23 protein-coding genes and 2 tRNA genes are annotated in these 25,994 nt (G+C 72.1%); 2 read left to right on the top strand and 23 right to left on the bottom strand.

All coding sequences use genetic code 11. The features are described 5' to 3' along the window. Positions 1–30: 30 nt before the first annotated feature. From infB to rimP, 4 genes are all read right to left on the bottom strand, one after another. The gene (gene infB, locus KKR01S_RS02655; RefSeq protein ID WP_061225243.1) at positions 31–2,919 is read right to left on the bottom strand and encodes a translation initiation factor IF-2; all 2,889 of its coding nucleotides are present in this window, start codon (positions 2,917–2,919) and stop codon (positions 31–33) included. A 243-nt stretch (positions 2,920–3,162) separates the two neighbouring features. After that, complete coding sequence (locus tag KKR01S_RS02660) at positions 3,163–3,423, bottom strand: YlxR family protein (RefSeq protein WP_055684411.1); 261 nt, start codon at positions 3,421–3,423, stop codon at positions 3,163–3,165. Between the two features lie 145 nt (positions 3,424–3,568). Further along, positions 3,569–4,576, bottom strand: a complete 1,008-nt coding sequence (gene nusA, locus KKR01S_RS02665) for a transcription termination factor NusA (RefSeq protein WP_055684410.1) — start codon at positions 4,574–4,576, stop codon at positions 3,569–3,571. A gap of 116 nt (positions 4,577–4,692) precedes the next feature. Continuing rightward, entirely contained in the window at positions 4,693–5,331 is a 639-nt protein-coding gene (rimP, locus tag KKR01S_RS02670) for a ribosome maturation factor RimP (RefSeq protein WP_055684409.1), read from the bottom strand. Positions 5,332–5,557: 226 nt separating this feature from the next. On the opposite strand from rimP, the gene KKR01S_RS02675 reads away from it, so the two are divergent. Beyond that, positions 5,558–6,526: a hypothetical protein gene (locus KKR01S_RS02675; RefSeq protein WP_061225244.1), complete on the top strand. Its 969-nt coding sequence runs from the start codon at positions 5,558–5,560 to the stop codon at positions 6,524–6,526. On the opposite strand, the gene KKR01S_RS02680 is transcribed toward KKR01S_RS02675, so the two are convergent. The 13 genes from KKR01S_RS02680 to rpsB form a co-directional block, all read right to left on the bottom strand. Continuing rightward, complete coding sequence (locus KKR01S_RS02680) at positions 6,523–7,317, bottom strand: sulfite exporter TauE/SafE family protein (protein WP_058731585.1); 795 nt, start codon at positions 7,315–7,317, stop codon at positions 6,523–6,525. The genes KKR01S_RS02675 and KKR01S_RS02680 overlap by 4 nt on opposite strands. A gap of 101 nt (positions 7,318–7,418) precedes the next feature. Beyond that, positions 7,419–9,221, bottom strand: a complete 1,803-nt coding sequence (locus KKR01S_RS02685; RefSeq protein WP_058731582.1) for a proline--tRNA ligase — start codon at positions 9,219–9,221, stop codon at positions 7,419–7,421. A 72-nt stretch (positions 9,222–9,293) separates the two neighbouring features. After that, on the bottom strand, positions 9,294–10,271 hold the full coding sequence (locus KKR01S_RS02690) for a GNAT family N-acetyltransferase (RefSeq protein ID WP_061225245.1): 978 nt from the start codon (positions 10,269–10,271) through the stop codon (positions 9,294–9,296). Continuing rightward, a complete protein-coding gene (locus KKR01S_RS02695) occupies positions 10,268–11,653 on the bottom strand; it encodes a M50 family metallopeptidase (RefSeq protein WP_061225246.1) in 1,386 nt (461 codons plus the stop codon). The genes KKR01S_RS02690 and KKR01S_RS02695 overlap by 4 nt, the downstream gene beginning before the upstream one ends. Positions 11,654–11,774: 121 nt before the next feature. Next, the gene (locus KKR01S_RS02700) at positions 11,775–12,041 is read right to left on the bottom strand and encodes a GlsB/YeaQ/YmgE family stress response membrane protein (protein WP_055684404.1); all 267 of its coding nucleotides are present in this window, start codon (positions 12,039–12,041) and stop codon (positions 11,775–11,777) included. Positions 12,042–12,212: 171 nt separating this feature from the next. Beyond that, positions 12,213–13,832, bottom strand: a complete 1,620-nt coding sequence (locus KKR01S_RS02705) for a monocarboxylic acid transporter (RefSeq protein WP_061225247.1) — start codon at positions 13,830–13,832, stop codon at positions 12,213–12,215. Further along, positions 13,829–14,248, bottom strand: coding sequence for a DUF485 domain-containing protein (locus KKR01S_RS02710; RefSeq protein WP_081101501.1), 420 nt, complete (start codon positions 14,246–14,248; stop codon positions 13,829–13,831). Before KKR01S_RS02710 ends, KKR01S_RS02705 begins: the two co-directional genes overlap by 4 nt. 105 nt (positions 14,249–14,353) lie before the next feature. After that, positions 14,354–15,001, bottom strand: coding sequence for a DivIVA domain-containing protein (locus KKR01S_RS02715; protein WP_061225248.1), 648 nt, complete (start codon positions 14,999–15,001; stop codon positions 14,354–14,356). A gap of 50 nt (positions 15,002–15,051) precedes the next feature. Continuing rightward, the gene (locus KKR01S_RS02720) at positions 15,052–15,912 is read right to left on the bottom strand and encodes a phosphatidate cytidylyltransferase (protein ID WP_061225249.1); all 861 of its coding nucleotides are present in this window, start codon (positions 15,910–15,912) and stop codon (positions 15,052–15,054) included. After that, complete coding sequence (gene frr, locus KKR01S_RS02725; RefSeq protein WP_058731838.1) at positions 15,912–16,469, bottom strand: ribosome recycling factor; 558 nt, start codon at positions 16,467–16,469, stop codon at positions 15,912–15,914. Before frr ends, KKR01S_RS02720 begins: the two co-directional genes overlap by 1 nt. Positions 16,470–16,580: 111 nt before the next feature. Next, positions 16,581–17,312 (bottom strand): UMP kinase, encoded by a 732-nt coding sequence (pyrH, locus tag KKR01S_RS02730; protein WP_055684400.1) that lies wholly within the window; start codon positions 17,310–17,312, stop codon positions 16,581–16,583. A 223-nt stretch (positions 17,313–17,535) separates the two neighbouring features. Then, the gene (tsf, locus tag KKR01S_RS02735) at positions 17,536–18,366 is read right to left on the bottom strand and encodes a translation elongation factor Ts (protein ID WP_058731225.1); all 831 of its coding nucleotides are present in this window, start codon (positions 18,364–18,366) and stop codon (positions 17,536–17,538) included. A 139-nt stretch (positions 18,367–18,505) separates the two neighbouring features. Beyond that, complete coding sequence (gene rpsB / locus KKR01S_RS02740) at positions 18,506–19,393, bottom strand: 30S ribosomal protein S2 (RefSeq protein WP_061225250.1); 888 nt, start codon at positions 19,391–19,393, stop codon at positions 18,506–18,508. Positions 19,394–19,934: 541 nt separating this feature from the next. On the opposite strand from rpsB, the gene KKR01S_RS02745 reads away from it, so the two are divergent. Continuing rightward, positions 19,935–20,513 (top strand): M23 family metallopeptidase, encoded by a 579-nt coding sequence (locus tag KKR01S_RS02745; protein WP_081046279.1) that lies wholly within the window; start codon positions 19,935–19,937, stop codon positions 20,511–20,513. Positions 20,514–20,669: 156 nt separating this feature from the next. Here KKR01S_RS02745 and KKR01S_RS02750 read toward each other — a convergent pair. The 6 genes from KKR01S_RS02750 to dnaG form a co-directional block, all read right to left on the bottom strand. After that, positions 20,670–20,743 (bottom strand) — tRNA-Met (locus KKR01S_RS02750). Between the two features lie 97 nt (positions 20,744–20,840). Next, complete coding sequence (locus tag KKR01S_RS02755; protein ID WP_061225251.1) at positions 20,841–22,040, bottom strand: glycosyltransferase; 1,200 nt, start codon at positions 22,038–22,040, stop codon at positions 20,841–20,843. Positions 22,041–22,190: 150 nt separating this feature from the next. Then, on the bottom strand, positions 22,191–23,063 hold the full coding sequence (locus KKR01S_RS02760) for a phage holin family protein (RefSeq protein WP_055684396.1): 873 nt from the start codon (positions 23,061–23,063) through the stop codon (positions 22,191–22,193). A gap of 140 nt (positions 23,064–23,203) precedes the next feature. Continuing rightward, entirely contained in the window at positions 23,204–23,767 is a 564-nt protein-coding gene (locus KKR01S_RS02765) for a ketopantoate reductase family protein (protein WP_055684395.1), read from the bottom strand. Positions 23,768–23,888: 121 nt separating this feature from the next. Continuing rightward, a tRNA-Asn gene (locus tag KKR01S_RS02770) sits at positions 23,889–23,964 on the bottom strand. Between the two features lie 128 nt (positions 23,965–24,092). Then, a complete protein-coding gene (gene dnaG, locus KKR01S_RS02775) occupies positions 24,093–25,973 on the bottom strand; it encodes a DNA primase (protein ID WP_061225252.1) in 1,881 nt (626 codons plus the stop codon). Positions 25,974–25,994 lie beyond the last annotated feature (21 nt).

The following is a 25,994-nucleotide window of genomic DNA, read 5'->3' on the forward strand; positions in this document are numbered from 1 at the left end:
ACCGACCTGCGGCCGGCACGGGGCCCGGGGTCAGTCGCGGGGCTTCTCGCGCATCTCCCAGGTCTCGATGACGTCGCCCTCCTTGATGTCGTTGAAGGAGCCGAGCCCGATGCCGCACTCGTAGCCCTCGCGCACCTCGGTGGCGTCATCCTTGAAGCGGCGCAGGGACTCGATGGTCAGGTTGTCCCCGACCACGTTCCCGTCCCGGACCAGGCGGGCCTTCGCGTTGCGGCGGATCACGCCGTCGCGCACGATCGACCCGGCGATGTTGCCCCACTTGGAGGAGCGGAAAACCTCGCGGATCTCCGCGGAGCCCAGGGCCACCTCCTCGTACTCGGGCTTGAGCATGCCCTTCAGGGCCTGCTCGACCTCCTCGATCGCCTGGTAGATGACCGAGTAGAACTTCATCTCCACGCCCTCGCGGTCCGCGAGCTCCTGCACGCGCTCCGCCGGACGGACGTTGAACCCGATGATGATCGCGTTGTCCACGGTCGCCAGGTTGACGTCGTTCTGGGTGATCGCGCCGACGCCGCGGTGGATCACGCGCAGCTGGACCTCGTCCCCGTCGCCGACCTCGATCTTGTACAGGGCGTCCTCCAGGGCCTCCACGGCACCGGAGACGTCGCCCTTGATGATCAGGTTCAGGGTGTCCATCTTGCCCTCGGAGACGGCTTCGTCGAAGTTCTCCAGGGTGACGCGCTTGCGGCGCTTGGCCAGCTGGGCGTTGCGGTCCGCGGCCTCGCGCTTCTCCGCGATCTGGCGGGCGGTGCGCTCCTCCCCGGTGGACAGGAAAGTGTCCCCCGCCCGCGGCACGGTGTTCAGACCGAGCACCTGCACGGGCCGGGACGGGCCGGCCTCCTCCACGGAGGCGCCGGTCTCGTCGAACATCGCCCGCACGCGGCCGTGGGCCACACCGGCGACGATCGCGTCCCCGACGTGCAGGGTCCCGGACTGGACCAGGACGGTGGAGACCGCGCCGCGGCCCTTGTCCAGGTTGGCCTCGATGGCCACGCCGCGAGCTTCCTTGTCCGGGTTCGCCTTCAGATCCAGCGCGCCGTCGGCGGTCAGGGTGATCGCCTCCAGCAGCTCGTCGATGTGCTGGCCCTGGCGGGCGGAGATGTCCACGAACATGGTGTCCCCGCCGTACTCCTCGGGCACCAGACCGTACTCGGTGAGCTGACCGCGGATCTTCTCCGGGTTCGCGCCCTCCTTGTCGATCTTGTTCACCGCGACCACGATCGGCACGTCCGCCGCCTGGGCGTGGTTCAGCGCCTCGACGGTCTGCGGCATGACGCCGTCGTCCGCGGCGACCACCAGCACGGCGATGTCGGTGACCTTGGCACCGCGGGCGCGCATGGCGGTGAACGCCTCGTGACCCGGGGTGTCGATGAAGGTCAGCTTCCGGTCCTCGCCGTCCACCTGGGTGGTGATCTGGTAGGCGCCGATGTGCTGGGTGATGCCGCCGGCCTCGCCCTCGATGACGTTGGTGTGCCGGATGGCGTCCAGCAGGCGGGTCTTGCCGTGGTCCACGTGGCCCATGACGGTGACCACCGGGGGCCGGGCCTGCAGCTGCTCCTCGGTCTCGGCTTCGCGCTCGCCCTCCAGGTCGATGTCGAAGGACTCGAACAGCTCGCGCTCCTCGTCCTCCGGGGAGACGACCTCGACCTTGTAGCCCAGCTCCTCGCCGAGGACCTTGAAGGTGTCCTCATCCAGGGACTGGGTCTGGGTGACCATCTCGCCCATGTGCACGAGCACGGTCACCAGCGAGGCCGGGTTGGCGTTGATCTTCTCCGCGAAGTCCATGACGGAGGCGCCGCGGCGCAGCCGGATGGTCTGGCCGTTGCCCCGGGGGACGACGACGCCGCCCACCGTGGGCGCCTGCATCTGCTCCAGCTCGTGGCGCTTGGCCTGCTTGGACTTGCGCTGCTTGCGGCGGGAGTGCCCGCGCCCGAAGGCGCCCTGGGCGTTGCCCCGGCCGCCGCGACCGGCCCCACCGCGGGCGGGACCGCCGCCGGGGCCGCCCCGGCGCGGGCCGTGGTTGGAGCCCGGCGCACCGGCGCGCGGACCCACCCCGGCCGGCATCTTGGCCGGCATCATGTTGGGGCTGGGGCGGTTGCCGCCGCCGGGACGCGGGGCGGCCGGACGGGGACCGCCCTGACCGGCGCCCTGAGCCGGACGCGGACCGCCCGGGCGGGGACCGCCCTGGCCCGGACGGGGTCCGCCGGGGCGCGGGCCGCCCTGGCCGGCGCCCTGGCCCGGACGCGGGGCACCGGGACGGGGACCGCCGCGGCGCTCACCCTGACCGGCGCCGCGACCCGCACCGGAGCCGCGCATGCCCTGCTGGGAGGCGAAGGGGTTGTTGCCCGGACGCGGGGCCCCCGGCTTGGGGGCGGAGCCGCGCGAGGCGGACGGGCGCGGACCGGGGGTCGGTGCCTCGGAGCCCTTCATGCCCTGCTGGGTGGAGAAGGGGTTGTTGCCGGGCTTGGGCCCGGGCTTCTGCCCCGGCTTGGGGGCGTTGGACGGCTTGGCCGCGGGACGCGCCGGAGCGGACGGGGCCGACTCGGAGGCGCCCTGCTCGGTCTTGGCCTGCGGGGCGGGCTGGGCAGGGGCCTGCTGGCCGGCGGGCTTGCCCATCTGCGCGGGGCTGGGCGCGGTCTTCCCGGCCGTCTTGGGGGTGGCGGCGGGGCGGTTGCCCGCGCCGGAGGGCTTCGGGGCGGAGCCCTTGGCCGCGGAGTCCTTGGCGGGCTCCTGCTTCTTCACGCGGTCCGCGAAGGCGGCGCGCAGCTTCTTCTCCACGGGGGGCTCCACCGTGGAGGAGGCGCCTCGGACGTATTCGCCGAGTTCCTGCAGTTTGGCAACGGCCTCTTTCGAGGGGATGCCGAGCTCTTTGGCGAGCTCGTGGACGCGGGGCTTGGCCACATTACTCCTGTCTCGGTCCGAGCCGAAACAGGCTCGGGCCGGTCAAATCCGTATAAGGGTCTCGCGGTGCGCGGGCATCGCGAGCACGCCGTGGGCAGAGCACACTGAAGCACTCATCGCGCGGCACTCATCGGGTTTCCATCGGTCTTCTGACTCGCTTTCCATGGGGCGGCGCCGGCAGGCGCCTCCCGTCGACATCGGCGGTGGGGTGAGCTCTCCCGCTGCCGTGCGGCCGCGCTGACCTCACCAGGAGGTGAGCAGCGGCGCGGGATCGACGGCGCGGCGGAACGCTCGGGCGAAGGACCTCGTCCTCTCCGCGCGCTCCAGGCACTCCCGTCGGGGGTGCAGCCACGCTCCGCGGCCGGGGGCGGACCGGGTGGGGTCCGCGACGACCTGGGGCACGGCGGCGTCGGCGGGATGGGAGAGCACCACACGGACCAGTGCGGTGCGGTCCTCGATCCGGCGGCATCCGATGCACGTGCGCTGACCGGCGGGGGAGGACACAGCGGTTCGACCCCTTTCGGTGCTCGGCGGGCGCGCGCGGATGCGACGGTTCGACGACCGCAGACCAGTCTAGCCCCTGCCCGGCGCGGAACCCAAGACCGAGAGGCAGGACACAGATCGTGTGAGGCGCGGTGCGACCGCGGCCTCAGCCGCGGGGGGACGCGGAGCGATCCGCGCCGGAGCCTGCGGCCTTGGACTGGGCGACGATGTCGATGCGCCACCCGGTCAGCTTCGCGGCCAGCCGGGCGTTCTGCCCCTCCTTGCCGATGGCCAGGGACAGCTGGTCATCCGGCACGATCGCGCGGGCCTGGAAGCGCCCCGCGGGGTCCGTCTCCACCCGGGAGACCTTGGCCGGGCTCAGCGCGCCGGCGATGAACTGGGCCGGGTCCTCGGACCAGGTGACGATGTCGATCTTCTCGTCGTTCAGCTCGGAGGTCACCGCCCGGACTCGGGAGCCCATCTCCCCGATGCACGCGCCCTTGGCGTTGATGCCGGGTCGGGTCGCGTGCACCGCGATCTTGGTGCGGTGCCCGGCCTCGCGGGCCACGGACTTGATCTCCACCTCGCCCTGGGCGATCTCCGGGACCTCGTGCTCGAATAGGCGGCGCACCAGATCCGGGTGGGTGCGGGACAGGGTGATGGACGGGCCCTTGAAGCCGCGGCGGGCCTCGACCACGTAGGCGCGCAGCCGGGTCCCGTGCGGGTACTTCTCCCGCGGGGACTGCTCGTGCTCGGGCAGCACGGCCTCCACGGTGCCCAGGTCCACGTGGACCATGCCCCCGCGACCGCCCTGCTGGACCTGCCCCGAGACCAGCTGGCCCTCGCGGTTGCGGAAGTCCCCGAGCACCTGCTCGTCCTCGGCCTCGCGCAGGCGCTGGAAGATCACCTGGCGGGCGGTGGCCGCGGCGATGCGCCCGAAGTTCTTCGGGGTGTCGTCGAACTCGCCGATGCGCTGGCCGTCCTCGTCCACCTCGGGGGCCCAGATGCTCACCCGGCCGGTGGTGCGGTCCACGTGCGCGCGGGCCCCGCGGATGGCGCCGGGGTTCTTCTCGTAGGCCAGCAGCAGCGCGGATTCGATCATGGAGATCAGGGTCTCCACGGGGATCTCGCGCTCCTTCTCCAGGAGGCGAAGGTTGCTCATATCGATATCCACGGTCGAACCTCTCTCGCTGCTGCTCGTCTCCCACGGGCGGGACCCCGCTGATGCTGATCGCGCGGGCCGGTCGCCTCCGCGATCGGGAGGCGACCGGCCCGCGGTCCGGGGCCAGTCTACTCGGCGTCCGCCGGACCGGAGAACTCCACCTCCACCTGGGCCTTGCGCACCGACGCCGGGTCCAGGGCTTCCTGCTCGTGATAGGACTCCGGCTGGCCCTTGCGGGTGTTCTTCCGACGCCGGATCAGGGCGCGCACCCCGTCGGCGCCCTCCTCCACGGCATCCAGGCGGGCCAGGAACGCCTCCCCCTCCTGCGGGGTGATCCGCAGCAGGCGCCCGCGGGCCCGCTTCCAGTGGCGGGTCTGCATGAGCTTCCGGGTGGCCCCCGGGGAGGTGACCTCCAGCAGGTAGGCGGTCTCCGGCTCCTCGGGATCCGCGTCCAGCGCGGCAGAGACCGCCTGGGAGACCTCCCCCAGGGTGTCCAGGGACACGGAGCCCTCGGCGTCCTCGGGCAGATCGACGACGACGGCGAGGGTCTGGCCGTTGCCGGCCCCGCGGGCGGTGACCTCCTCCAGTACGAGGTCGAAGGAGGCCAGCACCGGGCGGATCAGCTGCTCGATCCGCTCCAGGTCCACGGTCTCGGCCAGCCCTCGGCGCGGGTGGGCCTGCTCGGAGTAGTCGGCGTGGGCCTTCTGCCGGGCCAGCTTCCGCCGGGATCGGGACGTGGAGGACTTCTTGGCGTGGTCCTTGGACATGGGCTCTCCTTCGGCACGCCCCGGCCGGTGCGGTGAGGGCGGGCGATGCTCGGTGCCGGGCGGGGCGGCGTCGCGCCTTTCCGATCCGGACGGTCTGCGCTGATCTGGTCTGGTCTGGTCTCGGGTGCTTCGGGATCCAGGCTATCGCGGGCCGGGCCGGGACCTCGTGGGATGATGGGCAGGTCCCTGCCCCGCCGCCGAAACGAACCTGCGAGGTCCCCCGCCCATGCGCGCCACCGTGCCGAAGACCCTCACCCTCGTGCTCATCCTGCTCCTGGCCGGGGGCGGGCTGCTGTGGTGGCGTGTGCAGGACAACCGCCCCGCGCGCGACGCCCAGCGCCAGGCCGCCGCGGATCTGAAGAGCCTGCAGGCCCAGGTGCGCGCCTCCTCCGCGGAGGCCTCCCGGAAGGATCCGATGCTCGCGGACCTGGACGAGCAGCTGAAGGCCCTGGATGCGGGCGTCGTCGAGCAGGCCGCGGGCACGCAGCCTCAAGCGACCCCGGATCTGACGGGCCTGGCCGCCTCCTACGACGACTCCGCGGCCCGCCTGCTTAAGCTGTCCCGCAGCGAGCACGTGGACGCACAGGGCGCCGCGAGCCTCACCTCGATGGCGGTCGCCCACTGGCTCACCGCCCGCCAGCTGACCGGGCGCCTGGTGCAGGTGGGTCAGCCGGGCTCCGCGGAGTCCCGGGCCCTCGCCGAGCTGACGGGCGTGCCCGCCGTCGGCCCGCTGACGGAGGACGGCACCTGCCCCGCCGGCGACCGGGACGCGAAGGCGCCGGCCGCCCGGCTGGCGGCCGGGTGGGAGGAGGCCGTGTGGTCCGAGCAGGTCCTGCGGGCACGGGCCGGGATCACCGGGGCCTCGGAGCGGGCCGTGGAGCGGGCCGACGCCGCCCAGACCGGACACGAGGCGCAGCTGACCCAGCTGCGCGAGTCCTTCGGATCCGACTGCGGGACCCTGCCCGCCCCGCAGGCCGGCTACCGGGTGGCCGAATCCGAGCCCGGCGCCTTCGTGACCGCCCAGAGCCGGGAGCTGGCCGGGATCGGCTACGCGATGCTGCGGGAGCAGCTGGAGGCGGACGCGGATCGCGACGCCGCCTGGACCCGGTTCGCCGTGCGCACGCTGGCGGTGGAGACCGCCCTGCAGGCCTCGGCGGACCTGGACATCCCGGCCCTGCCCGGCACCGCCGGCTAGGCGGAGATCTCCCGGATCACGTCCCAGCCGGTCTTCAGGATCAGCACCGTCACCACCGCGAGGAACACCGCCCGCACGAAGCCGCTGCCGCGGGCCACTGCGCTGCGCGCCCCGAGCAGCCCGCCGAGCATGTTGCCCGCCCCCAGCAGCAGGCCCAGGCCCCACAGGATGGAGCCGTGCAGGGCGAAGAAGCAGATGGCCCCCAGGTTGGTGGCCAGGTTGGTGACCTTCGCCCGGGCGCTGGCCCGCAGGAAGTCGAAGCCGAGCAGGGTGACCATCGCGATGATGAGGAAGGAGCCCGTGCCCGGGCCCAGCAGCCCGTCGTAGGCGCCGAGCACCAGGCCGATGCCCACGGAGATCCACGCCTGTGCCGCCGCGGACCGCTCGGGGCGGGACACCCGCCCGGCCTGCGGGCGGGCCACCGTGAAGATCAGCACCCCCACCAGGGCGGCCAGGATGACCGGCTTGAACACGGCCGTGGGAAGGGCAGCGGCCAGGGAGGCCCCGCCGAAGCTTCCCGCGAAGGCCACGGCGGCCATCGGCAGGGCGGGGCGGATCCGGGCGGGGGTGCGCCGATGGAAGGTCACCGTGGACACGGCGGTCCCGCACACCGAACCGCACTTGTTCACCGCGAGCGCCTGGACCGGGGTGATGCCGGGCAGCATCAGGACCAGCGGTAGCTGGATCAGCCCTCCCCCGCCGACGACGGCGTCGATCCAGCCCGCCGCGAAGCCGCCGAGCAGCAGCAGCGCCACCAGCCAGGGCTCCACCCCGGTCTCGGGCCACCACAGGCCCGGCGGCCAGGCCGCCAGCGCGCCGAGACCGGGCAGCGCCCCCGCGGTCAGCGGGAGTCCCAGTGCCGACGACGCGCTCACGGTCCCGGCCTTTCCGCTCAGTCCCCGCGCACCTCGAGGGCCACGGTGCGCGCCGCGTCCTCGAGGTCGATGTCCCGGGTGGCGCCGGTGCGGCGATCCTTCAGCTCCAGCTTCCCGTCCTTGAATCCGCGTCCGATGACGAGGATGGTGGGCACGCCGAGCAGCTCGGCGTCGCCGAACTTGACCCCGGGCGAGACCTTGGGGCGGTCGTCGAACAGCACGGTGAGCCCCTGCTCCTCCAGCTCCTCGACGACCTGCTCGGCCCCGGCGAGGATCTCCTCGCCCTTGCCGGCCACGACCACGTGCACGTCCGCGGGGGCGAGGTTCCGGGGCCAGATCAGGCCCTTCTCGTCGTGGTTGGCTTCGGCGATCGCGGCCAGCGCGCGGGTGACCCCGACGCCGTAGGAGCCCATGGTCACCGTGACGAGCTTGCCGTTCGAGTCCAGGACCTTCAGCCCCAGGGCCTCGGCGTACTTGCGGCCCAGCTGGAAGATGTGGCCCATCTCGATGCCGCGCGCGGTGGACAGCGGCCCGGAGCCGTCCGGGGCGGGGTCCCCTTCGCGGACCTCGCAGGCCTCCACGACGCCGTCGGGGGTGAAGTCCCGGCCGACCACGAGGTCGAAGACGTGCTGGCCGGGCAGGTTGGCCCCGGTGATCCACGCGGAGCCCTCCACGACCCGCGGGTCCACGAAGTACGGGATGCCGGTCTCGGAGTCCTCCCCGAGCACCGCGGCGTCGGGGGCCAGGCCCGGGCCGATGTAGCCCTTGACCAGCTGGGGGTAGGCGCGCAGCTGCTCGTCCCCGGCCTGCTCGACCTCCACCTCGCCGCCGACCCCCAGGGCCGAGACGAGGGAGACCTCCAGGCGCTTCATATCCACGGCGCGGTCCCCGGGCACGCCGACGGCGACCACCCGGCGCTGCCCGTCCGGCAGGGTCACCACGACCAGCAGGTTCTTCAGGGTGTCCGCGGCACTCCAGCTGCCCTCGGCCTTCGGGTGCAGGGCGTTGGCCTGGTCCACCAGCGTCTGGATGGTCGGGGAGTCCGGGGTGTGCTCCACGTGCGCGGCCGGGGTGCCGGAGGCATCCACCGGTTCGGGGGCCACGGTGGTCACGGCCTCCACGTTGGCCGCATAGCCGCCGGGCGAGCGCACGAAGGTGTCCTCCCCGATCTCGGTGGGGTGCAGGAACTCCTCGGAACGGGAGCCGCCCATCGGCCCGGACTGGGCGCGCACGATGACGATCTCCAGGCCCAGGCGCTCGAAGATCCGCTGGTAGGCGCGCCGGTGGGCGTCGTAGGCGGCGTCCAGGCCGGCGTCGTCGACGTCGAAGGAGTAGGAGTCCTTCATGATGAACTCGCGCCCGCGCAGCAGCCCGGCGCGCGGACGGGCCTCGTCGCGGTACTTGGTCTGGATCTGGTACAGCATGACCGGCAGGTCCTTGTACGAGGAGTACAGGTCCTTGACCAGGAGGGTGAACATCTCTTCGTGGGTGGGGGCCAGCAGGTAGTCCGCTCCCTTGCGGTCCTGCAGCCGGAACAGGTTCTCCCCGTACTCCTCCCAGCGCCCGGAGGCCTCGTAGGGCTCGCGGGGCAGCAGGGCCGGGAAGTGGACCTCCTGGGAGCCGATCGCGTCCATCTCCTCGCGCACCACGGCCTCGACCTTCGCCAGGACCTTCAGTCCCAGCGGCAGCCAGGAGTAGATGCCGGGGGCGGCGCGGCGGATGTAGCCGGCGCGCACGAGGAGGCGGTGGTTGGCCGCCTCGGCGTCGACGGGGTCTTCGCGCAGGGTGCGCAGGAACAGGGAGGAGAGACGCAGGGCCAAGGATGGTGTCCGTTTCTGGGCGGTCAGGGGTTCATCGGGCGTGTCCAGTCTACGGCGGGGCGCGGTGCGGCCTCAGAGCAGGACGGTCGCGAAGGTCCCGATCCGCTCGAAGCCGACGGCGCGGTACAGCGCGCGGGCCGGGGCGTTGTAGCTGTTCACGTACAGACTGATCGTGTCATACCGCGCGCCGATGAGGGAACAGGCCTGGCGCAGCAGCGGCTCGGATAGGCCACGCCCGCGCAGGCGCGGATCCAGCCACACCCCCTGCAGCTGGCAGACCCCCTCGTGGGCCAGGCCCACGTCGGTCTTGAACACCACCGCGCCGTCCTCGTCCAGGGCCAGGACCGTGCGCCGGTCCATGACCCCCTCGATCACGCGCTGGCGGTAGCCCTGGGGGTCCCGCTCCAGCGGGGAGTAGCCGACCTCCTCGGTGAACATGGCCACGGCCGCCGGGAAGAGGCGAGAGACGTCCTCCCCCTCGGCCCAGCGCACCGGGGAGATCCCGGCGTCGTGCAGGCGGGCCCGGTCCCGCCGGGAGCGCAGGCCCCGCCGGTCCGGGTCGGGCGGGGCCAGGGCCAGCAGCGGCTGCTCCGGGCGCACGTCGAAGGCGCGCAGGCCCCCGTCCTCGCGCAGGGCCTCCCACAGCGGCAGGACGTCGGCGGCCGGGCCGAACAGCGAGGAGATCGGCCGGCGGGTCGCGCGCACCCATGCGGCGATGGCGGGGGCGTGCTCCGGGGCCAGGCGCAGCGGCACGAGGTTGGCCCCGAACCACACGGCGCCGAGCAGCCCGGTGCCGTCCTCGGCATCGAGCACGCCGAGGAACGGGGAGGCCGTGCGCATCCCGGCCAGGCGGGAGGGCCGGGGCAGGCCGGTGCGCTCCAGGTGCTCCGAGGCGAACAGGTGGGTCACCGGATCGGCGTCGAGGATCGCGTGCAGGCCCGGGGCGTCCTCGGTGGTCAGCGGACGCACGATGGGCCCGTCCAGTCGGTGGCGCAGTCTCCGGGCGGGCCCGGCCCCGGCGCGCAGGGCGCGGCGCAGTCCGCGGCTCACAGGGCCTTCACCGGGTCCAGCAGATCCGCGGCGATCAGCAGCACGGACATCCCGAGGAACGCCAGGACGACGACGTAGGTCAGCGGCATCAGCCGCAGCGGGTCGAAGGGACCGGGGTCCCGCTTCCCGCGCAGCCGGGCGAGGCCGCGGCGGATCCCCTCCCACAGCGCCCCGGCCACGTGCCCGCCGTCCAGGGGCAGCAGCGTGATGAGGTTGAAGGCGAACAGGCTGAGGTTCAGGGTGCCCAGCACGGAGATCAGGGAAGCGACCTTGGCCTTGTCGGTGATCTGCTGGGCGGAGGCGACCTCACCGGCCACCCGCCCCACGCCCACCACGGACATCGGGGAGTCCGCGGGACGCTCCTGCCCGGAGAACAGGGCCACGCCCACATCCCACACCCGCACCGGCAGCTTGACGATCACCCCGGCGATGCTGGCGAAGGTCTGCCCCACCACCCCGGGCACGTCCCGGATGCTGCCGGGCTGCAGGTCCTGCACCGGGCTGACCCCGATGAACCCGACCTCCCGGGTGCGCAGGGTGCCGTCCGGGTTGCGCTGCGGGACCCCGGCGGCGTCGGTCACGGGACGCTGGGTGGCGATCGGGGTGATGCTCAGCTGCACGCGCTGCCCGTCCCGCTCCACGACCACGGGCACGGTCTTCCCGCCGTCCTCGCGGATCAGGGCGCTGACCTGATCCCAGGAGGTCACCTCCCGCCCGCCGAAGGAGATCAGCCGGTCCCCCGCGCGGATGCCCGCGGCGTGGGCGGGGGCCTGCGGGTCCGCGTCGGTGCAGGTCTGGGCCCCGGAGTCCTCGGCCTGGCTGGTGCGCACCTGCTGCACGCAGGCGCTGACCGAGCCCACGGTGGTGGTGGGCGCGGCCGTGCCGAAGCCCACGACGACGATGCTCAGGCACACCAGGCCGATGAGCAGGTTCATGCACGGCCCGCCCAGCATGATGATGATGCGCTTGCCGATGGGCAGGCGGTGGAACTGCCGGTCCTCGTCCCCGGGCTGGCGCTTCTCGGCCTCGACGGCGCGGGCCTCGGCGGCCATCCGCCGCAGCATCCCGCGGGGCCCGGACGGCGTCTCGGCCTCGGCATCGGCTCCGGTGTCCGCACCGGCCGGCGGATACATCCCGATCATGGAGATGTATCCGCCCAGGGGGATGGCCTTGATGCCGTACTCGGTCTCGCCGCGGCGGCGGGAGAACAGGGTCTTGCCGAAGCCGATCATGTACTGCGTGACGCGCACGCCGAAGAGCTTGGCGGGCACCAGGTGCCCGATCTCGTGCAGGGCGATGGAGGCGGCGATGCCCAGCACCATCAGCACCACACCCAGGAGGAACAGCGGCCAGGAGCCGCTGAACAGCGTCGAAAGATCCATGGCTTCCCAGTCTAGGCGCGCGGACGGGGCCCGCCGCTCCCCGCCGCCGCGCTCGGCGGGCGGGAGAGCGACGGGCCCCGTCGCTTCCGGGTTGCGCCCCGTCAGGCGGGGCACTGCCGGATCAGCGGGCCTTGCGCCCGGTGATCAGGCCCCAGATGAACAGCACGACCAGCGTGCCGATGATCGCGAGGATCCAGGTGCCGATGGACCAGAAGCCGTTGCCGCCCAGGCCCACGGCCTGGCCGATGAAGCCGCCCACCAGGGCGCCCACGACGCCGAGCAGCATGGTGGCGAAGAAGCCGCCGCCCTGCTGACCGGGCATGATGGCCTTGGCGATGGCGCCGGCGGCCAGGCCGAGGACGATCCATCCGAGGAATCCGAGTCCCATTGCTGTCACTCTCCAGGTTCTTGCTCTCGGGCGGGCCCCGCGGGAGCGTGTTCGCTCCCGTGGTTCACAGGGAACCGCCGTCTTCCTCCGATCCTACCGGGGTCGCCCCGCCCGGACCCCGGATCCGCCGCCCCTGTGACCCATCGCTCACCTATCGGTCCCTGGCCCGCCTCAGTGCTCCACTGCCCCCTCCGCGCCGATGCCGGTCAGGGAGCGGACCTCCATCTCCGCCTGTTTGACCGGGTCCTCCCGGGTGCGGGAGGTGACCGAGCCGAGCCAGCCGAGCAGGAATCCCGCGGGGATGGAGACCAGCCCCGGGTTGGCCAGCGGGAAGATCGCGAAGTCGGCCTCGGGCAGCATCGAGGTCTCGGAGCCGGAGATCACCGGGGAGACCAGGATGAGCCCGACGGCGAGGATCAGTCCCCCGTACATCGACCACACCGCCCCGCGGGTGGTGAAGCCCTTCCAGAACAGGGAGTAGAGGATGGTGGGCAGATTCGCGGAGGCCGCGACGGCGAAGGCCAGCGCCACCAGGAAGGCGACATTCTGCCCCTGAGCGCCGATCCCACCGGCGATGGCCAGCAGACCGATGACCACGACGGTGGTCTTGGCCACCCGGATCTCCCGGCGCGGGTCCGCGTTCCCCTTGCAGATGACGTTGGTGTAGACGTCGTGGGCGAAGGAGGCCGAGGCCGTGATGGCCAGGCCCGCGACCACCGCGAGGATCGTGGCGAAGGCGACCGCCGCGATGATGCCCATCAGCAGGGAGCCGCCGAGCTCGAAGGCCAGCAGCGGCGCGGCCGAGTTCACCCCGCCGGGGGCCTCCTGGATGCGCTGCGCCCCGATTATCGCGGCCGCACCGTACCCCAGGACGAGGGTGAACAGGTAGAACAGCCCGATCAGGGCGATGGCCCAGACCACCGAGCGGCGGGCCTCCTTGGCGGTGGGCACGGTGTAGAAGCGCATGAGCACGTGCGGCAGCCCGGCGGCCCCGAAGACCAGGGCGAGGGACAGGGAGAGGAAGTCCAGCTTGGTCAGCTCGGTCTTGCCGTACTTCTGGCCCGGATCCAGGATCCCGGAGCTTCCGGCGGTCTCCACGGCCCGGCCCAGCAGCTCGGAGAGGCTGAAGCCGTGCAGGGCGAGGATCCACACGGTCATCACGGCGACCCCGGCGATCAGCAGGCAGGCCTTGATGATCTGCACCCACGTGGTGCCCTTCATCCCGCCGATCAGCACGTAGGCGATCATCAGCACGCCCACCACCACGATCACCAGGGACTGCCCGGCGCTGGAGCTGATGCCCATGAGCAGGGAGACCAGGGCCCCGGCCCCGGCCATCTGGGCCAGCAGGTAGAACAGGGTCACCGCCAGGGTCGTGATGCACGCGGCCACGCGCACGGGCCGCTGGCGCAGGCGGAAGGAGAGCACGTCCGCCATCGTGAACTTCCCGGTGTTGCGCAGCGGCTCGGCCACCAGCAGCAGAGCCACCAGCCAGGCGACCAGGAAGCCGATGGAATACAGGAAGCCGTCGTAACCCTGCACGGCGATGGCCCCGACGATGCCCAGGAAGGAGGCGGCCGAGAGGTAGTCCCCGGCGATCGCCAGGCCGTTCTGGGTGCCGGAGAAGGAGCGTCCCCCGGCGTAGTAGTCCGCGGCGGTCTTGGTGTTCTTGGAGGCCCGCAGCACGACGACGAGGGTCACGGCGACGAAGGCGCCGAAGATCGCCATGTTGATCCACGGGGTGCCGACGGTCTGCGCGGTCGTCGCGCTCAGGACGGGGGTGACGCTCATGCTCGTCCTCCCGTGCCGGCCGGGGCGAAGTCCCCGTGCTCCATGCGTCCGCGCAGGTCCGCGGCCTGGGGGTCCAGGCGGCGCCCGGCGAAGGCGATGTACGCGCCGGTGATGGCGAAGGTGGAGACGAACTGCAGGATGCCCCAGACGATGCCGACCGTGATGTTGCCCCACAGCCGCTGGGACATGAACGCGGGAGCGTACATCGCCGTCAGGGCGTAGGCCAGGTACCAGACCAGGAAGAGCCCGGCCATCGGGAAGACGAAGCGCCGGTGGTCCCGGCGCAGCCGTCCGAAGGCCGGGGAGGCCTGGGCGGCGGGGAAGTCGATCGGGGGCTGTGGGGCGGGGCCCGATGCCGCGGCATCGCGCTCCGGTTTCTGGTCCGCGTACGGTGCGGGGTGGTGAGTGGGGCTCATGCCGTCCTCCTCGTTGAGAGACATGGCCCGAACTATACCCCGGATCACACGTGATCGTGACTCAGGGCACTTTCACTCCGGTTTCGGCTCCGCTCCGTTCGGGGATCAGCGGATGAGCTGGATCAGCTCCTGCACCCGCTCCAGGAAGGCGTCCACCTGGGCCTCGTCGTAGGCCCGGGTCCCGGTGCCCTCGCGGAAGGCCGCGGTGCGCACCGCCCCCGGGTGGGGGTGCTCGCTGACCCGCAGGTGCTCGGCCAGCTGCGCGCACAGGGCGTCCGCATCCGCGGCGAGGTAGCCGATGTCGCGGCGTCGGGCCGGGCGACGGAAGCGGCGCCCGTCCGGGCGGTTCAGGCGGCCCATGATCAGATCCGCCAGGGGCTCGGCCCGCTGCCGCACCGCGTCCGGTCCGCGCACCGCATCCAGCCGGGCGCGCTCGGCCGCGGCCAGCTCGTCCTCGACCTCGTCCATCAGGGCGTCCACGGTCTCGGCGTCGTAGCCGCCATCCTGGGCGGGGAAGACGATCTCGCGGACCTCCGCGGAGCTCAGCTCCGGGTAGGACCCGCCCTCCCGCAGGGTCTCCAGGGATGCCTGCGCCCGGGCCAGGAAGTCCCGCACCCGCAGCACGTCGTAGCCCCGCGCGGAGGCCGGCACCCGGCGCAGCACCCCCAGCTCCCGCGAGCCGGAGACCACCCGGTCCTCGGGCTCCTGTTCGGGGCGCTGCTGCGAGGCGTGGGGGTCGGTGGTGGGGGTCATGGGTGGGCCTTTCGCTTCGTGGGGGACGGCGCGAGGATCGAGGAGCCGGCTCAGCTGAGAGCCGCGAACACGACGTAGCCGATGGCCACGGCGAACACGATGGAGTCCAGCCGGTCCATGACCCCGCCGTGCCCGGGCAGGATGTGGCTCATGTCCTTGATGCCGACCTCCCGCTTGACCATGGATTCGGAGAGGTCCCCCACGGTGGAGGCGATGACCAGCAGCACCGCCAGCACGGCACCGTGCCACCAGGGGTCGTGCAGCAGCAGGACCGCGCAGAGGATGCCCACGGCCACCGAGCCGACCATGGAGCCCGCGAAGCCCTCCCAGGTCTTCTTCGGGCTGATCCGCGGGGCCATGGGGTGCTTACCCCACAGGACGCCGGCCAGGTAGCCCCAGGTGTCGTTGCCGATCGCCATCACGACGATCGTGAACACCCGCGCCGGGCCGTCCTCCCCGCGGAACAGGACCACGGCCAGCGCCAGCATGAACGGCACCCAGGACATCGTGAACACGGCGGCCATGATGGAGGGCAGCATCCCCTCCCGGGGGCCGGCCATCCGCCACAGCACCACCACGATCACGGCCGCGAGCACCGAGTAGAGCAGCGCTTCTCCCCCGCCCAGATACGCGGCGACGGGGAACAGGGCCCCGGTCACGACCGCCGGGGCCAGCGGCACCTGCAGCCCCGGGCGCAGGTTCAGCGCCCGGGTGACCTCCCAGGTGCCGACCCCGGCTCCGGCCGCGGCGACCGCGACGATCACCGGCGGCACGAAGAACATGCCGATCACCACCAGCGCGCCGAGGACCACGCCGACGCCGATCGCGGCCGGCAGGTCGCGTCCGGCGCGCGGCGTGCGCTTCGGCGTCGGCTGGGTGGGGGTGGACGGCGGGGTGGGCTGGGCGGACATCAGACGGCGAGCAGCTCGGCTTCCTTGCGCTTGAGCAGCTCGTCGATCTGCTCGATGTGCTTCTTGGTCACGGCCTCGAGGTCCTTCTCCGCGCGGGTGCCCTCGTCCTCGCCGGCCTCGCCATCCTTGACGAGCTTCTCGATCTCGGTCTTGGCGTGGCGGCGGATGTTGCGCACGGACACGCGGGCCTCCTCGGCCTTGCCGGAGACCATCTTGACGTACTCGCGGCGGCGCTCCTCGGTCAGCTCCGGCATGACCACGCGGATCACGTTGCCGTCGTTGGCGGGGTTCGCGCCCAGGTCCGAGTTGCGCAGGGCCTTCTCGATCTCGTTCAGCGCGGACTTGTCGTACGGGGTGATCAGCAGGGTGCGGGCCTCGGGGTTCTGGAAGGAGGCCAGCTGCTGCAGCGGGGTGGGGGCGCCGTAGTAGTCCACCAGGAGGGAGGAGAACAGGGAGGGGTTGGCGCGGCCGGTGCGCACCGCCGCGAAGTCCTCCTTGGCGGCGTCCACGGCCTTGCCCATCTTGGTGCGGGCTTCGGTCAGGGAATCTTCGATCACGGGGGTCTCTCCTGGATTCGGGGGTGGGTGCGGGTGCTCCGGCCTCCAGCTTACCGGCCCGCCTCCGAACGGGCCGGGGCGGGTCGCGGCCGGACACAGGCCGGTGGGGTGTCAGGCGGTGACCAGGGTGCCGATCTGCTCGCCGAGGATCGCGCTGGCGACGTTGCCCTCCCCCTCCATGCCGAACACGCGCATCGTGACGTCGTTGTCCCGGCACAGGCTGAAGGCGGTCTGGTCCATCACGCGGATGTCCCGCTGCAGGGCCTCGTCGTAGGTCAGGTGGCGCAGGCGCTTCGCGTCCGGGTTGGTCTTGGGATCGGCGGTGTAGACCCCGTCCACCCCGTTCTTGGCCACCAGCACCTCGTCGGCGTGGACCTCCAGGGCGCGCTGGGCGGCCACGGTGTCCGTGGAGAAGTACGGCAGGCCGGCCCCGGCGCCGAAGATCACCACGCGGTCCTTCTCCAGGTGGCGGATGGCCCGGCGGGGGATGTAGTTCTCCGCGACCTGCGCCATCTGGATCGCGGACTGCACGCGGGTCTCCACCCCGGCCTGCTCCAGGAAGTCCTGCAGGGCCAGGGAATTCATCACGGTGCCGAGCATGCCCATGTAGTCCGCGCGGGAGCGGTCCATGCCGGCCACGGACAGCTCCGCACCGCGGAAGAAGTTGCCGCCGCCGACGACGATCGCGGTCTCCGCCTGGCCCACCGTGGAGGCGATCTGCTCGGCGATGCGCCGCACCACGCCGGTGTCGATGCCGACCCGGCCGCCGCCGAAGACCTCCCCGGACAGCTTGAGCAGGACGCGGCGGCGGGTGGGGGCGAGGCGGGGAGTCTCGTCGGGCATGGTCTTGTATCCTCCTGGCGCGCGGACGGCGCGGTGGTGGGTCCCGGGCGGCGCGGTGCGGCGGGGATGCCCGCGGCGGGCTCGCGGACCCCGGGGGCGGTCTGGTCCGGGCACCAGCATACGCAGTCCACGCGCGAGGAGCGCCCGCCGTGTGACGGCGGACGCTCCTCGATCAGACCCCGGGGCTATGCCCCGGGTGCGGTGTGCGCGGTGCGCGGGGAGGTCAGTTCCCGACGCGGAAGCGCACGAAGCCGGTGGCCTTGGCCCCGGCCTCCTCCAGGACCTGACGCACGGACTTCTTGGAGTCCTTGGCGAAGTCCTGGTCCAGCAGGGTGTTCTCCTTGAAGAAGCCCTTCAGGCGGCCCTCGACGATCTGCGGGATGATCCGCTCCGGCTTGCCCTCGGCCTTGGCGGTCTCCTCGGCGACGCGGCGCTCGTCGGCCACCTCGTTCTCCGGGATGGAGGTCTCGTCCAGGAACTTCGGGGACATCGCGGCGATGTGCACGGCGACGTCGTGGGCGATCTCCTCGACGTTCTCGCCCTCCACGGCCAGCAGCACGCCCACCTGGGCGGGCAGGTCCTTGGAGGTCTTGTGCAGGTACTGGGACACGTGCGCGCCCTTCAGGCGGGCCACGCGGCGCACGATGACCTTCTCGCCCAGCAGGGCGCCGGCTTCGGTGACCTGCTCCTCGACGGTCTTGCCGTTGGACTCGGCCTTCAGCAGGTCCTCGAGGTTGTCCACGTCGTTGGCGACGGCCGCCTCCAGCACGGAGTTGCCGAAGTCGATGAACGGGGCGGACTTGGCGACGAAGTCGGTCTCGGAGTTGACCTCGACGAGGTAGCCCACGCCGTCCTGGACGCGGGCGGCGACCAGGCCCTCGGCGGTGGCGCGGCCCTCGCGCTTGGTGACGCCCTTGAGGCCCTTGACGCGGATGATCTCCATCGCCTTCTGCTGGTCGCCGTCGGCCTCGTCCAGGGCCTTCTTGACGTCGAGCATCCCGGCGCCGGTGCGCTCGCGCAGGGCCTTGATGTCGGCTGCGGTGTAGTTCGCCATGTGTGCTCCTTCGTAAAGAGTCGTGTTCTGCGGCGTAGGTGTCGGTGGCGCACCGGGGGCCATCGGGCTCGGGCGGGGCCGGATTCCGACGGCGCCCCGATGCGGTCGGTCGGCACCCCGGTGGGGCGCCGTCCGGGTGCTACTGGCCGGAGACCTCGTGCTCGGCGGCCTCGGCCTCGGCGGCCTGCTCGTCCTTCTTGGCGGCCAGGGCCTCGGACTCGTCGACGATCGCGCCGGCCTCGGCCTGGGCCTCCATCTGCTGGTGCTGCTCCAGCAGCTCCTTCTCCCACTCGGCCATGGGCTCCTCGGCGGTCTCCTCGGAGCCGGACTTCTTGGAGTTGCGCTCCAGCAGGCCCGCGGCCACGGCGTCGGCGACGACGCGGGTCAGCAGGTTCACGGAGCGGATGGCGTCGTCGTTGCCCGGGATCGGGAAGGCGACCTCGTCCGGATCGCAGTTGGTGTCCAGGATGGCCACGACCGGGATGCCCAGCTTCTGGGCCTCGTCCACCGCGAGGTGCTCCTTGTTGGTGTCCACGACCCACAGCAGGGACGGGGCCTTGGTGAGGTTGCGGATGCCGCCGAGGGTCTTCTCGAGCTTCTCGAACTCGCGGCGCAGGAGCAGCAGCTCCTTCTTGGTGTACTGGGAGGCGGCGACGTCGTCGAAGTCCACCTGCTCCAGCTCCTTCATGCGCTCGATGCGCTTGGAGACGGTGGAGAAGTTGGTGAGCATGCCGCCGAGCCAGCGGTGGTTGACGTAGGGCATGTTCACGCGGGTGGCCTGCTCCGCGATGGTGGCCTGCGCCTGCTTCTTGGTGCCGACGAACAGGACGGTCCCGCCGTGGGCGACGGTGGCCTTGACGGCCTCGTAGGCGCGGTCGATGAACTCCAGGGACTGCTGGAGGTCGATGATGTAGATGCCGTTGCGCTCGGTGAAGATGTAGCGCTTCATCTTGGGGTTCCAGCGGCGGGTCTGGTGGCCGAAGTGGACACCGGAATCGAGCAGCTGGCGCATGGTCACGACGGGCATGTCGCTCTCCTTCATCACGACGCCGGCCGCGCACCGGCGCGGAGCGTCGCGTTCTCGTGGGTTTCGGTTTCTGTGCGGCACCGCTCACCGGCCCCCTGCGGCGGGGCGGCTCGTCGGTGCTCCTGGCGGTCGATGGGATCCCGTCCCGCATCCCCTTTCGGGGACGGAGGGGTATCCGCGCGGCCCGTGCCGAGCGGTCACCGTCAGGTGCCCGCGTGCGGAACCGAGAGCCGCGCCCGCATCGGGACGGGTGCCACCTGCTGGGGTGGTGGTCCCTGATGCGCATCGCCCACGCGAAGTCAGCGGGCGCACTGCGCCCACTGCTGCCCCTCAGTGTACCCCACCGACGCGCGGGGGCCGAGACCCTCCGAATGCGGCGCCCGGGATGGTGGACGCTGGGGCCGCGGACCGGGGTGCCGGGTCTCTGCACGCCCTGGGACCGTGGATGGGCGCCCCGATCCCGGCGGGTTCTCCCCAGCGGCCCCGCCGGAGCGCGGAGGCCCGGCCCGCGCACCCGAGGTCTGGGGCTGGAATGGGACCCATGAGAGCCCCCATCGCGTCCCGCGCCCCGGTCCCGCCGTCATCACATCCCGCACCCCGGCCGCGCGCGGTCGCGGTGCTGGTCGTCTCGCTCCTGCTGCTGGTGGGACTGCCCGGGGGCGCGGCTCCGGCAGCCCTGGCCGGGACCGACCGGCCGCGCTGGGAGTGGCCGCTGTCCCCGCGCCCGGCCGTGGTCGGGGCGTATCGGCCCCCGGCGCAGCGGTGGCTGTCCGGGCACCGCGGGGTGGATCTGGCGGCCGCCCCGGGCCAGGAGGTCCGCTCCCCCGCGGCCGGGACCGTGAGCTTCTCCGGGACGGTCGTGGATCGGGGCGTGATCACGGTGACCACCGCGGATGGGCGCCGGATCAGCATGGAGCCGGTGGCTCAGCAGCTGCCCCGCGGCACGCGCGTCTCGGCCGGGCAGCGGATAGCGGTGCGCGATGAGCAGGCAGTGCACGAGCCGTGCGGGACCTGCCTGCACTGGGGCGTGCGTGAAGGCGAGGAGTACGTCAATCCCCTGCTGTTCGTCGGGGATCTGCGCCCTTCGGTGCTGCTGCCGGTCCCGGAGCACCTGAAGTGACCGGCCGGAGCGCGCGGGCACCGGGCAGGGGCGTGCGAGCCCTCGCTGAGACGCGGGTTCTGTGCTGAGATACCGCGTTCGTGCTGAGATGCGCCCCGTCGTGACGCATCTCAGCACGAACCGCGCATCTCAGCACGAAGGCACCATGTGAACTAGTAGGGGGTGCGGGGCTTGAACCCGCGACCCAAGGATTATGAGTCCTCTGCTCTGACCAGCTGAGCTAACCCCCCGCGATCACTCCCGACGCACCGCGGCGCGCCGGGGGCGGATCGGTGCACCACTGTACCGCAGGCCCGCCCGAAGCACGGGGAGGCCCAGAGGTACGGTTCAGCCGGCGACGTCGGGCGCGGTCTCGGGCAGGGGGTGCTCACCGCGGTACAGGGCCTCGAACAGGTCCCAGGTGCGGTGCACATCGTGCTGGCGCACCAGCTCGCGACCGGCCCGGCCCATCGCGGCCCGCTCCTGCGGGGTGGCCTCCAGGACCAGGCGCAGCTTCGCGGCGAGGTCCTCCGGGTCCTGCGGGGTGAACAGGTAGCCGTTGACCCCCTGGCGCACCAGGTGCGGCAGGGCCAGGGCATCGGCTAAGACCACGGGTCGGGAGGCGGACAGCGCCTCCAGGGTCACCAGGGACTGCAGCTCCGCGGTGCCCGGCTGGCAGAACACGGTGGCGCTCAGGTATTCGCGGCGCAGCTGCTCGTCGGAGACGTACCCGAGGAACTCCACGCGATCGGCCACGCCCTCGGCGCGGGCGACCTCGCGCAGGGCCGGCTCCACCTCCCCGGTGCCGGCCAGGCGCAGGCGCGCGTCCAGCTCCTTCGGGAGCCGGGCCAGGGCGCGGATGAGCACGTCCACGTTCTTCTCCACCGCCAGGCGCCCGGTGAACAGGATGGTCGGGTGCGCCGGCTCCTCCACGCGCTCCCCCGGGCGGAGTTCGTAGGCCGCGGAGTCGATGCCGTTGGACACGGGCAGGATCGGCTTGGCGAAGCCGTGCTCGTGCATGGACCGGGCGCCGATCGGCGTCGGGGTGGTGATGACCTCGGCGCGCCCGAGCACGTGCTCCATGTCCTTCCAGGACAGCTTGGCGAAGCCGCGCAGGAACCAGTCGGGGAAGGGCAGGAAGGGATTGAGGTTCTCCGGCATGAAGTGGTTGGTGGCCACCAGCCGGATGCCGCGGCGCTGGGCGGCCCAGGCGAGCATGCGACCGACGACGTAGTGGCATTGGATGTGCACGACGTCGGGCCTCACCTCGTCCAGGATCCGCCCGACCCGGTGCTGCATCTCCCACGGGAAGCACAGCCGGTAGTACGGGTGTGTGGGCGGGTGGTGGCTGCGCAGGCGGTGCTCGGTGATGCCGTCGATGTCGATGGTGTAGGAGGGGCCGGCCCCGGTGCGGGCGGCGACGACGTGGACCTCGTGCCCGCGGTCCCGCATGCCCATGGCCAGGCGGTGGCCGAACTGGGCGGCGCCGTTGATGTCCGGCGGGTAGGTGTCCGCGCCGATCAGGATGCGCAGGGGCTTCTCGGGCATCGGTGGGGCTGCACCTCTCGTCGCGGGGCGTGCGCCGGGCTCGGACGCATCGACGCCCCAGTCTACCCGCGCCCGTCCCGCCCATGAAGCGCCGATGCCTCCCCACCCGGGCGGGTGGGGAGGCATCGGCGGTCGGTTGCGGCGGGGTGCTCAGCGGCGCTTGAGCAGGCGCCCCAGGAAGAGCACGAACGCCCCGAGGGAGACAGCCAGCGCGGACAGCGGGGCCCAGCGCTGCTTGGCGGCCTCCGGGTCCATGGCGTTGTCCGCGAGGCCCTCGGCGACGTCGCGGGCCCGGTTCGGGACGGCCTTGGCGTCCGCGGTGGTCTTGCCGACCAGGCCGCGGGCGGTGGAGCTGACCCGCTCGGTCTGGCTGGAAAAGTCGTCGCGCAGGGTCTTGAGGTGGTCGCGGCGGGCCTTGGTCCGCTGCTCCACCTGCTCGCGGGTGGGGGTGGGCTCCTCGGGCACCTCGCCGGCATCCTCGCGGCGCTTCTTCTCCTTCTTCTCGGCTTCCTTCTCCTCCTGCTTCTCGCGCAGCTCGCGGCGCACGCGGGAGGAGGTGTAGGCGGAGCCTTCCTTAGCCACGCCGAGGTCGTAGAGCAGGCCGAAGATCGCCGACTCCGGCTTCAGCGGCAGCTGCTTCTTGATCTTGGAGATCCCGACCAGCACGAAGATCGCGAGCAGAATGAGGAAGAGCACGCCGAGCAGCAGGGCGGCCAGCCAGGCCTCCATGACCTTGGCCAGCCCGGCCACGGCAGCCACGAGCAGCACGATGACGGCGAACAGCGCGAAGACGAGGCCGACGGCGACGAAGGCGGCGCCGACGCCCAGCTTGGCGCCCTTCTCCTTCATCTCCATCGTGGCGATCTTCAGCTCGTCCTTGACCTGCTTGGGGCCGAGCCGGGAGGCGACCCTGGAGATGCCCACGACCTGGCGGGCGCCGTTCTTCAGCGACGCGAAACCGCCCCGGTAGGACCGGGGCTCAGCGGTGGTGCGGGTCTCCGGCGCACCGGGTTCGTGAGACATCAGTACTCCCTTGTGACGACGTGATGGTTCAGCTCCCAACGTACCATCACGGATCTGCATCGACGGCCTCGGGGAGGAGCCCCCGGCCGGGGTTCACCCCGCTTTCGTCGCGCCCCATTTCCTCCCGATCACCTGCCGGTTCATGCCTCGGCCCGAGCGATCGCCTCACGGGCCGACTGCGTCCGATAGATGAACCCGCGCATCGGGACAGCCACACCCACCTGCCCGGCCCGGGCCACCACAGTACCGGTCTGATCCTCCAGCTCCGACGGACGCCCAGCCGCAAGATCCCGCTGCATCGACGACGTCGTCCCCGCCGCGAAGCCATCGGCGTACACCGCGAAGACCTCAGCAGCATCCTCCTCGGTGAACTCCACCCCATGGGCCCGAGCCACCGTCCGCACCTCCTCGATCGCCTCCCACACCAGGGACCGGGTGCCCTCATCCGCACGGGTCTGCCCCACCGTCAGCCCCGTCACCGCCCCGACCCCGCCGTAGGAGGCGATCAGCGCCAGCTTCTTCCACAGGGCCCGCTGCACATCCGCCACGGGCACCAGCTCCACCGTCTCCTCGGCGTCCTCCGTCGCGATCCGCACCCGGGGAGCATCCGCCCACCCCGTGCGGGCCACCAGGCGCACCCGATGCCCGGCCTGCTGCAGCCGAACCGCGAAGTACAGGCCCATCGCCCCAGCCCCATGGATCATGGATCTCCACGATCCGACTCCTCCCCGTCCGGAATGGGCGAGGTGCGCATCACACCCCCAGGGTAACCCGGACGGGACGCAGAAACGGCCCCCTCCCCTTCCGGGGAGGAGGCCTCCAGACTGGCTCCCCCGACTGGACTCGAACCAGTAACCCTTCGATTAACAGTCGAATGCTCTGCCAATTGAGCTACGGGGGACCGTGGCCGCAGCGGCTCGCGCCGCTGGCAACAACACGGTACTCTACCGGCCGCCGCGCGAGCGCGCAAAACCGGCCCGCGGTGACACTGAGCACGCCCGACGTCTGCCCCGAACCGGACGACCCGCCTCAGGTTCCGGCCAGCTGACGGCGTCGGGACTCCAGCTCCAGCAGGTCCCGCTGCACGGCCTGCCACCGCTCCCGGTCCCGGGCGGCGTCCAGCCGGTTCAGCTCCGCGAGCTTATCCGCCTTGCGGGCCACGAGCTCCTGGATGAGCAGCCGGTTGAGGATCCCGGCCGCGTAGCGGGTCAGCTGTTCCGGGGTCGCGGCCGGGATCTGCGCGACGGAGAGCTGGGCGATGAGCCCGTGGGCCTCCGGATCCGCATGGGCGCGGATCGCGTTGACCCACGCGGCCCCGGGCGCCCGGCTGGCCTCGCCCGCCGCGGCCAGCACGGCCCGCAGCACCTCGTGGTGCAGGGCGTAGCGCACCCGGGTGCGAGCCAGCACCTCCCACTGGGAATCCGCCACCAGGTCCGGCTGCTGGACCAGAACCTCCAGGGCCTCCCGCTCCATCCGCGCCGCCGGATCCCGCAGATCCGGGACCTCGAAGCGCCGCGTCTCCTCCCGGTGGGCATCCTGCTCCTCCGGCTGGGCGCCGCTCTGCTGCTGTGGAGCGGGCTCACCGGGGGCGCGGGCGGCGGCGTCGACGGCCCGCTCCACCTCCACCGGCTCCATCCCGATCCACCCGGCCACACGCCGCGCGTAGGCCGGACGCAGGGCAGGATCCCGGATCGTCGCGATCATCGGCACGACGGCGCGCATGGCCCGCACCCGCCCCTCCAGGGTCTCCAGGTCGTAGTCCTCCAGGGTCACCCGGATCGCGAACTCGAACAGGGGCCGCTTGGTCTCCAGCAGGTCCCGCACGGCCCGGTCCCCGCGGGCCAGACGCAGATCGCACGGGTCCATCCCGTCCGGGGCCACGCACACGTAGGTCTGGGCGGTGAAGCGCTGATCCTCCTGGAAGGCGTGCAGCGCGGCCTTCTGCCCGGCCTCGTCGCCGTCGAAGGTGAAGATCACCTCTCCCCCGGAGCCGTCATCGCCCAGCAGGCGCCGCACGATCTTGATGTGCCCCGCGCCGAAGGCCGTGCCGCAGGTGGCCACGGCCGTCTCCACCCCGGCCAGGTGCGCGGCCATCACGTCCGTATACCCCTCGACGACGACCACCTGCTGCCCCTGGGCGATCTTCCGCTTGGCCAGATCGATGCCGTAGAGCACCTGGGACTTCTTGTACAGGGCGGTCTCCGGGGTGTTCAGGTACTTCGGCCCCTGGTCCTCCTCGAACAGCTTCCGCGCCCCGAAGCCGATGGTCTCCCCCGTGATGGTGCGGATGGGCCAGATCAGGCGCCCCCGGAACCGGTCGTACAGTCCCCGCCGACCCTCGGAGAACATGCCCGTGGCCTTCAGCTCCTCCTCGGTGAAGCCGTGGTCCCGCAGGTGCTTGAGCAGGTGGGACCAGCCCTGCGGGGCATAGCCGACGCCGAAGCGCTTCGCCGCGGCGCCGTCGAATCCGCGCCCGCCGAGGAAGCGCTGGGCGGCGGCGGCCTCGCGGGTGTAGAGCTGGCGCTCGAAGAACTCCTGGGCGATCTTGTGCGCGTCCACCAGCCGCTGCCGCCGGCCCTTCTCCTCCCGGTCAGGGCCGCGCCCGTTCTCGTAGTGCAGCTCGTAGCCCACGCGGGCGGCCAGCCGCTCCACGGTCTCGGTGAAGCCGGTGTGGTCCATGGCCATGAGGAAGGCGATGACGTCCCCGGACTCCCCGCAGCCGAAGCAGTGGTAGGTGCCCATCTGCGGGCGGACGTGGAAGGAGGGGGTGCGCTCGTCGTGGAAGGGGCACAGCCCCTTGTAGGAGCCGATGCCGGCGGACTTCAGCGTCACGTAGCCCTCGACGATCTCCCGGATGTCCGTGCGCGAGCGGACCTCGTCGATGTCTTCGCGTCGAATCAAACCAGCCACGGTCGCATCCTAGCCGCCGGG

It is taken from the genome of Rothia kristinae NBRC 15354, from assembly GCF_001570865.1.
GTDB classification, from domain to species: Bacteria; Actinomycetota; Actinomycetes; order Actinomycetales; family Micrococcaceae; genus Rothia; species Rothia kristinae.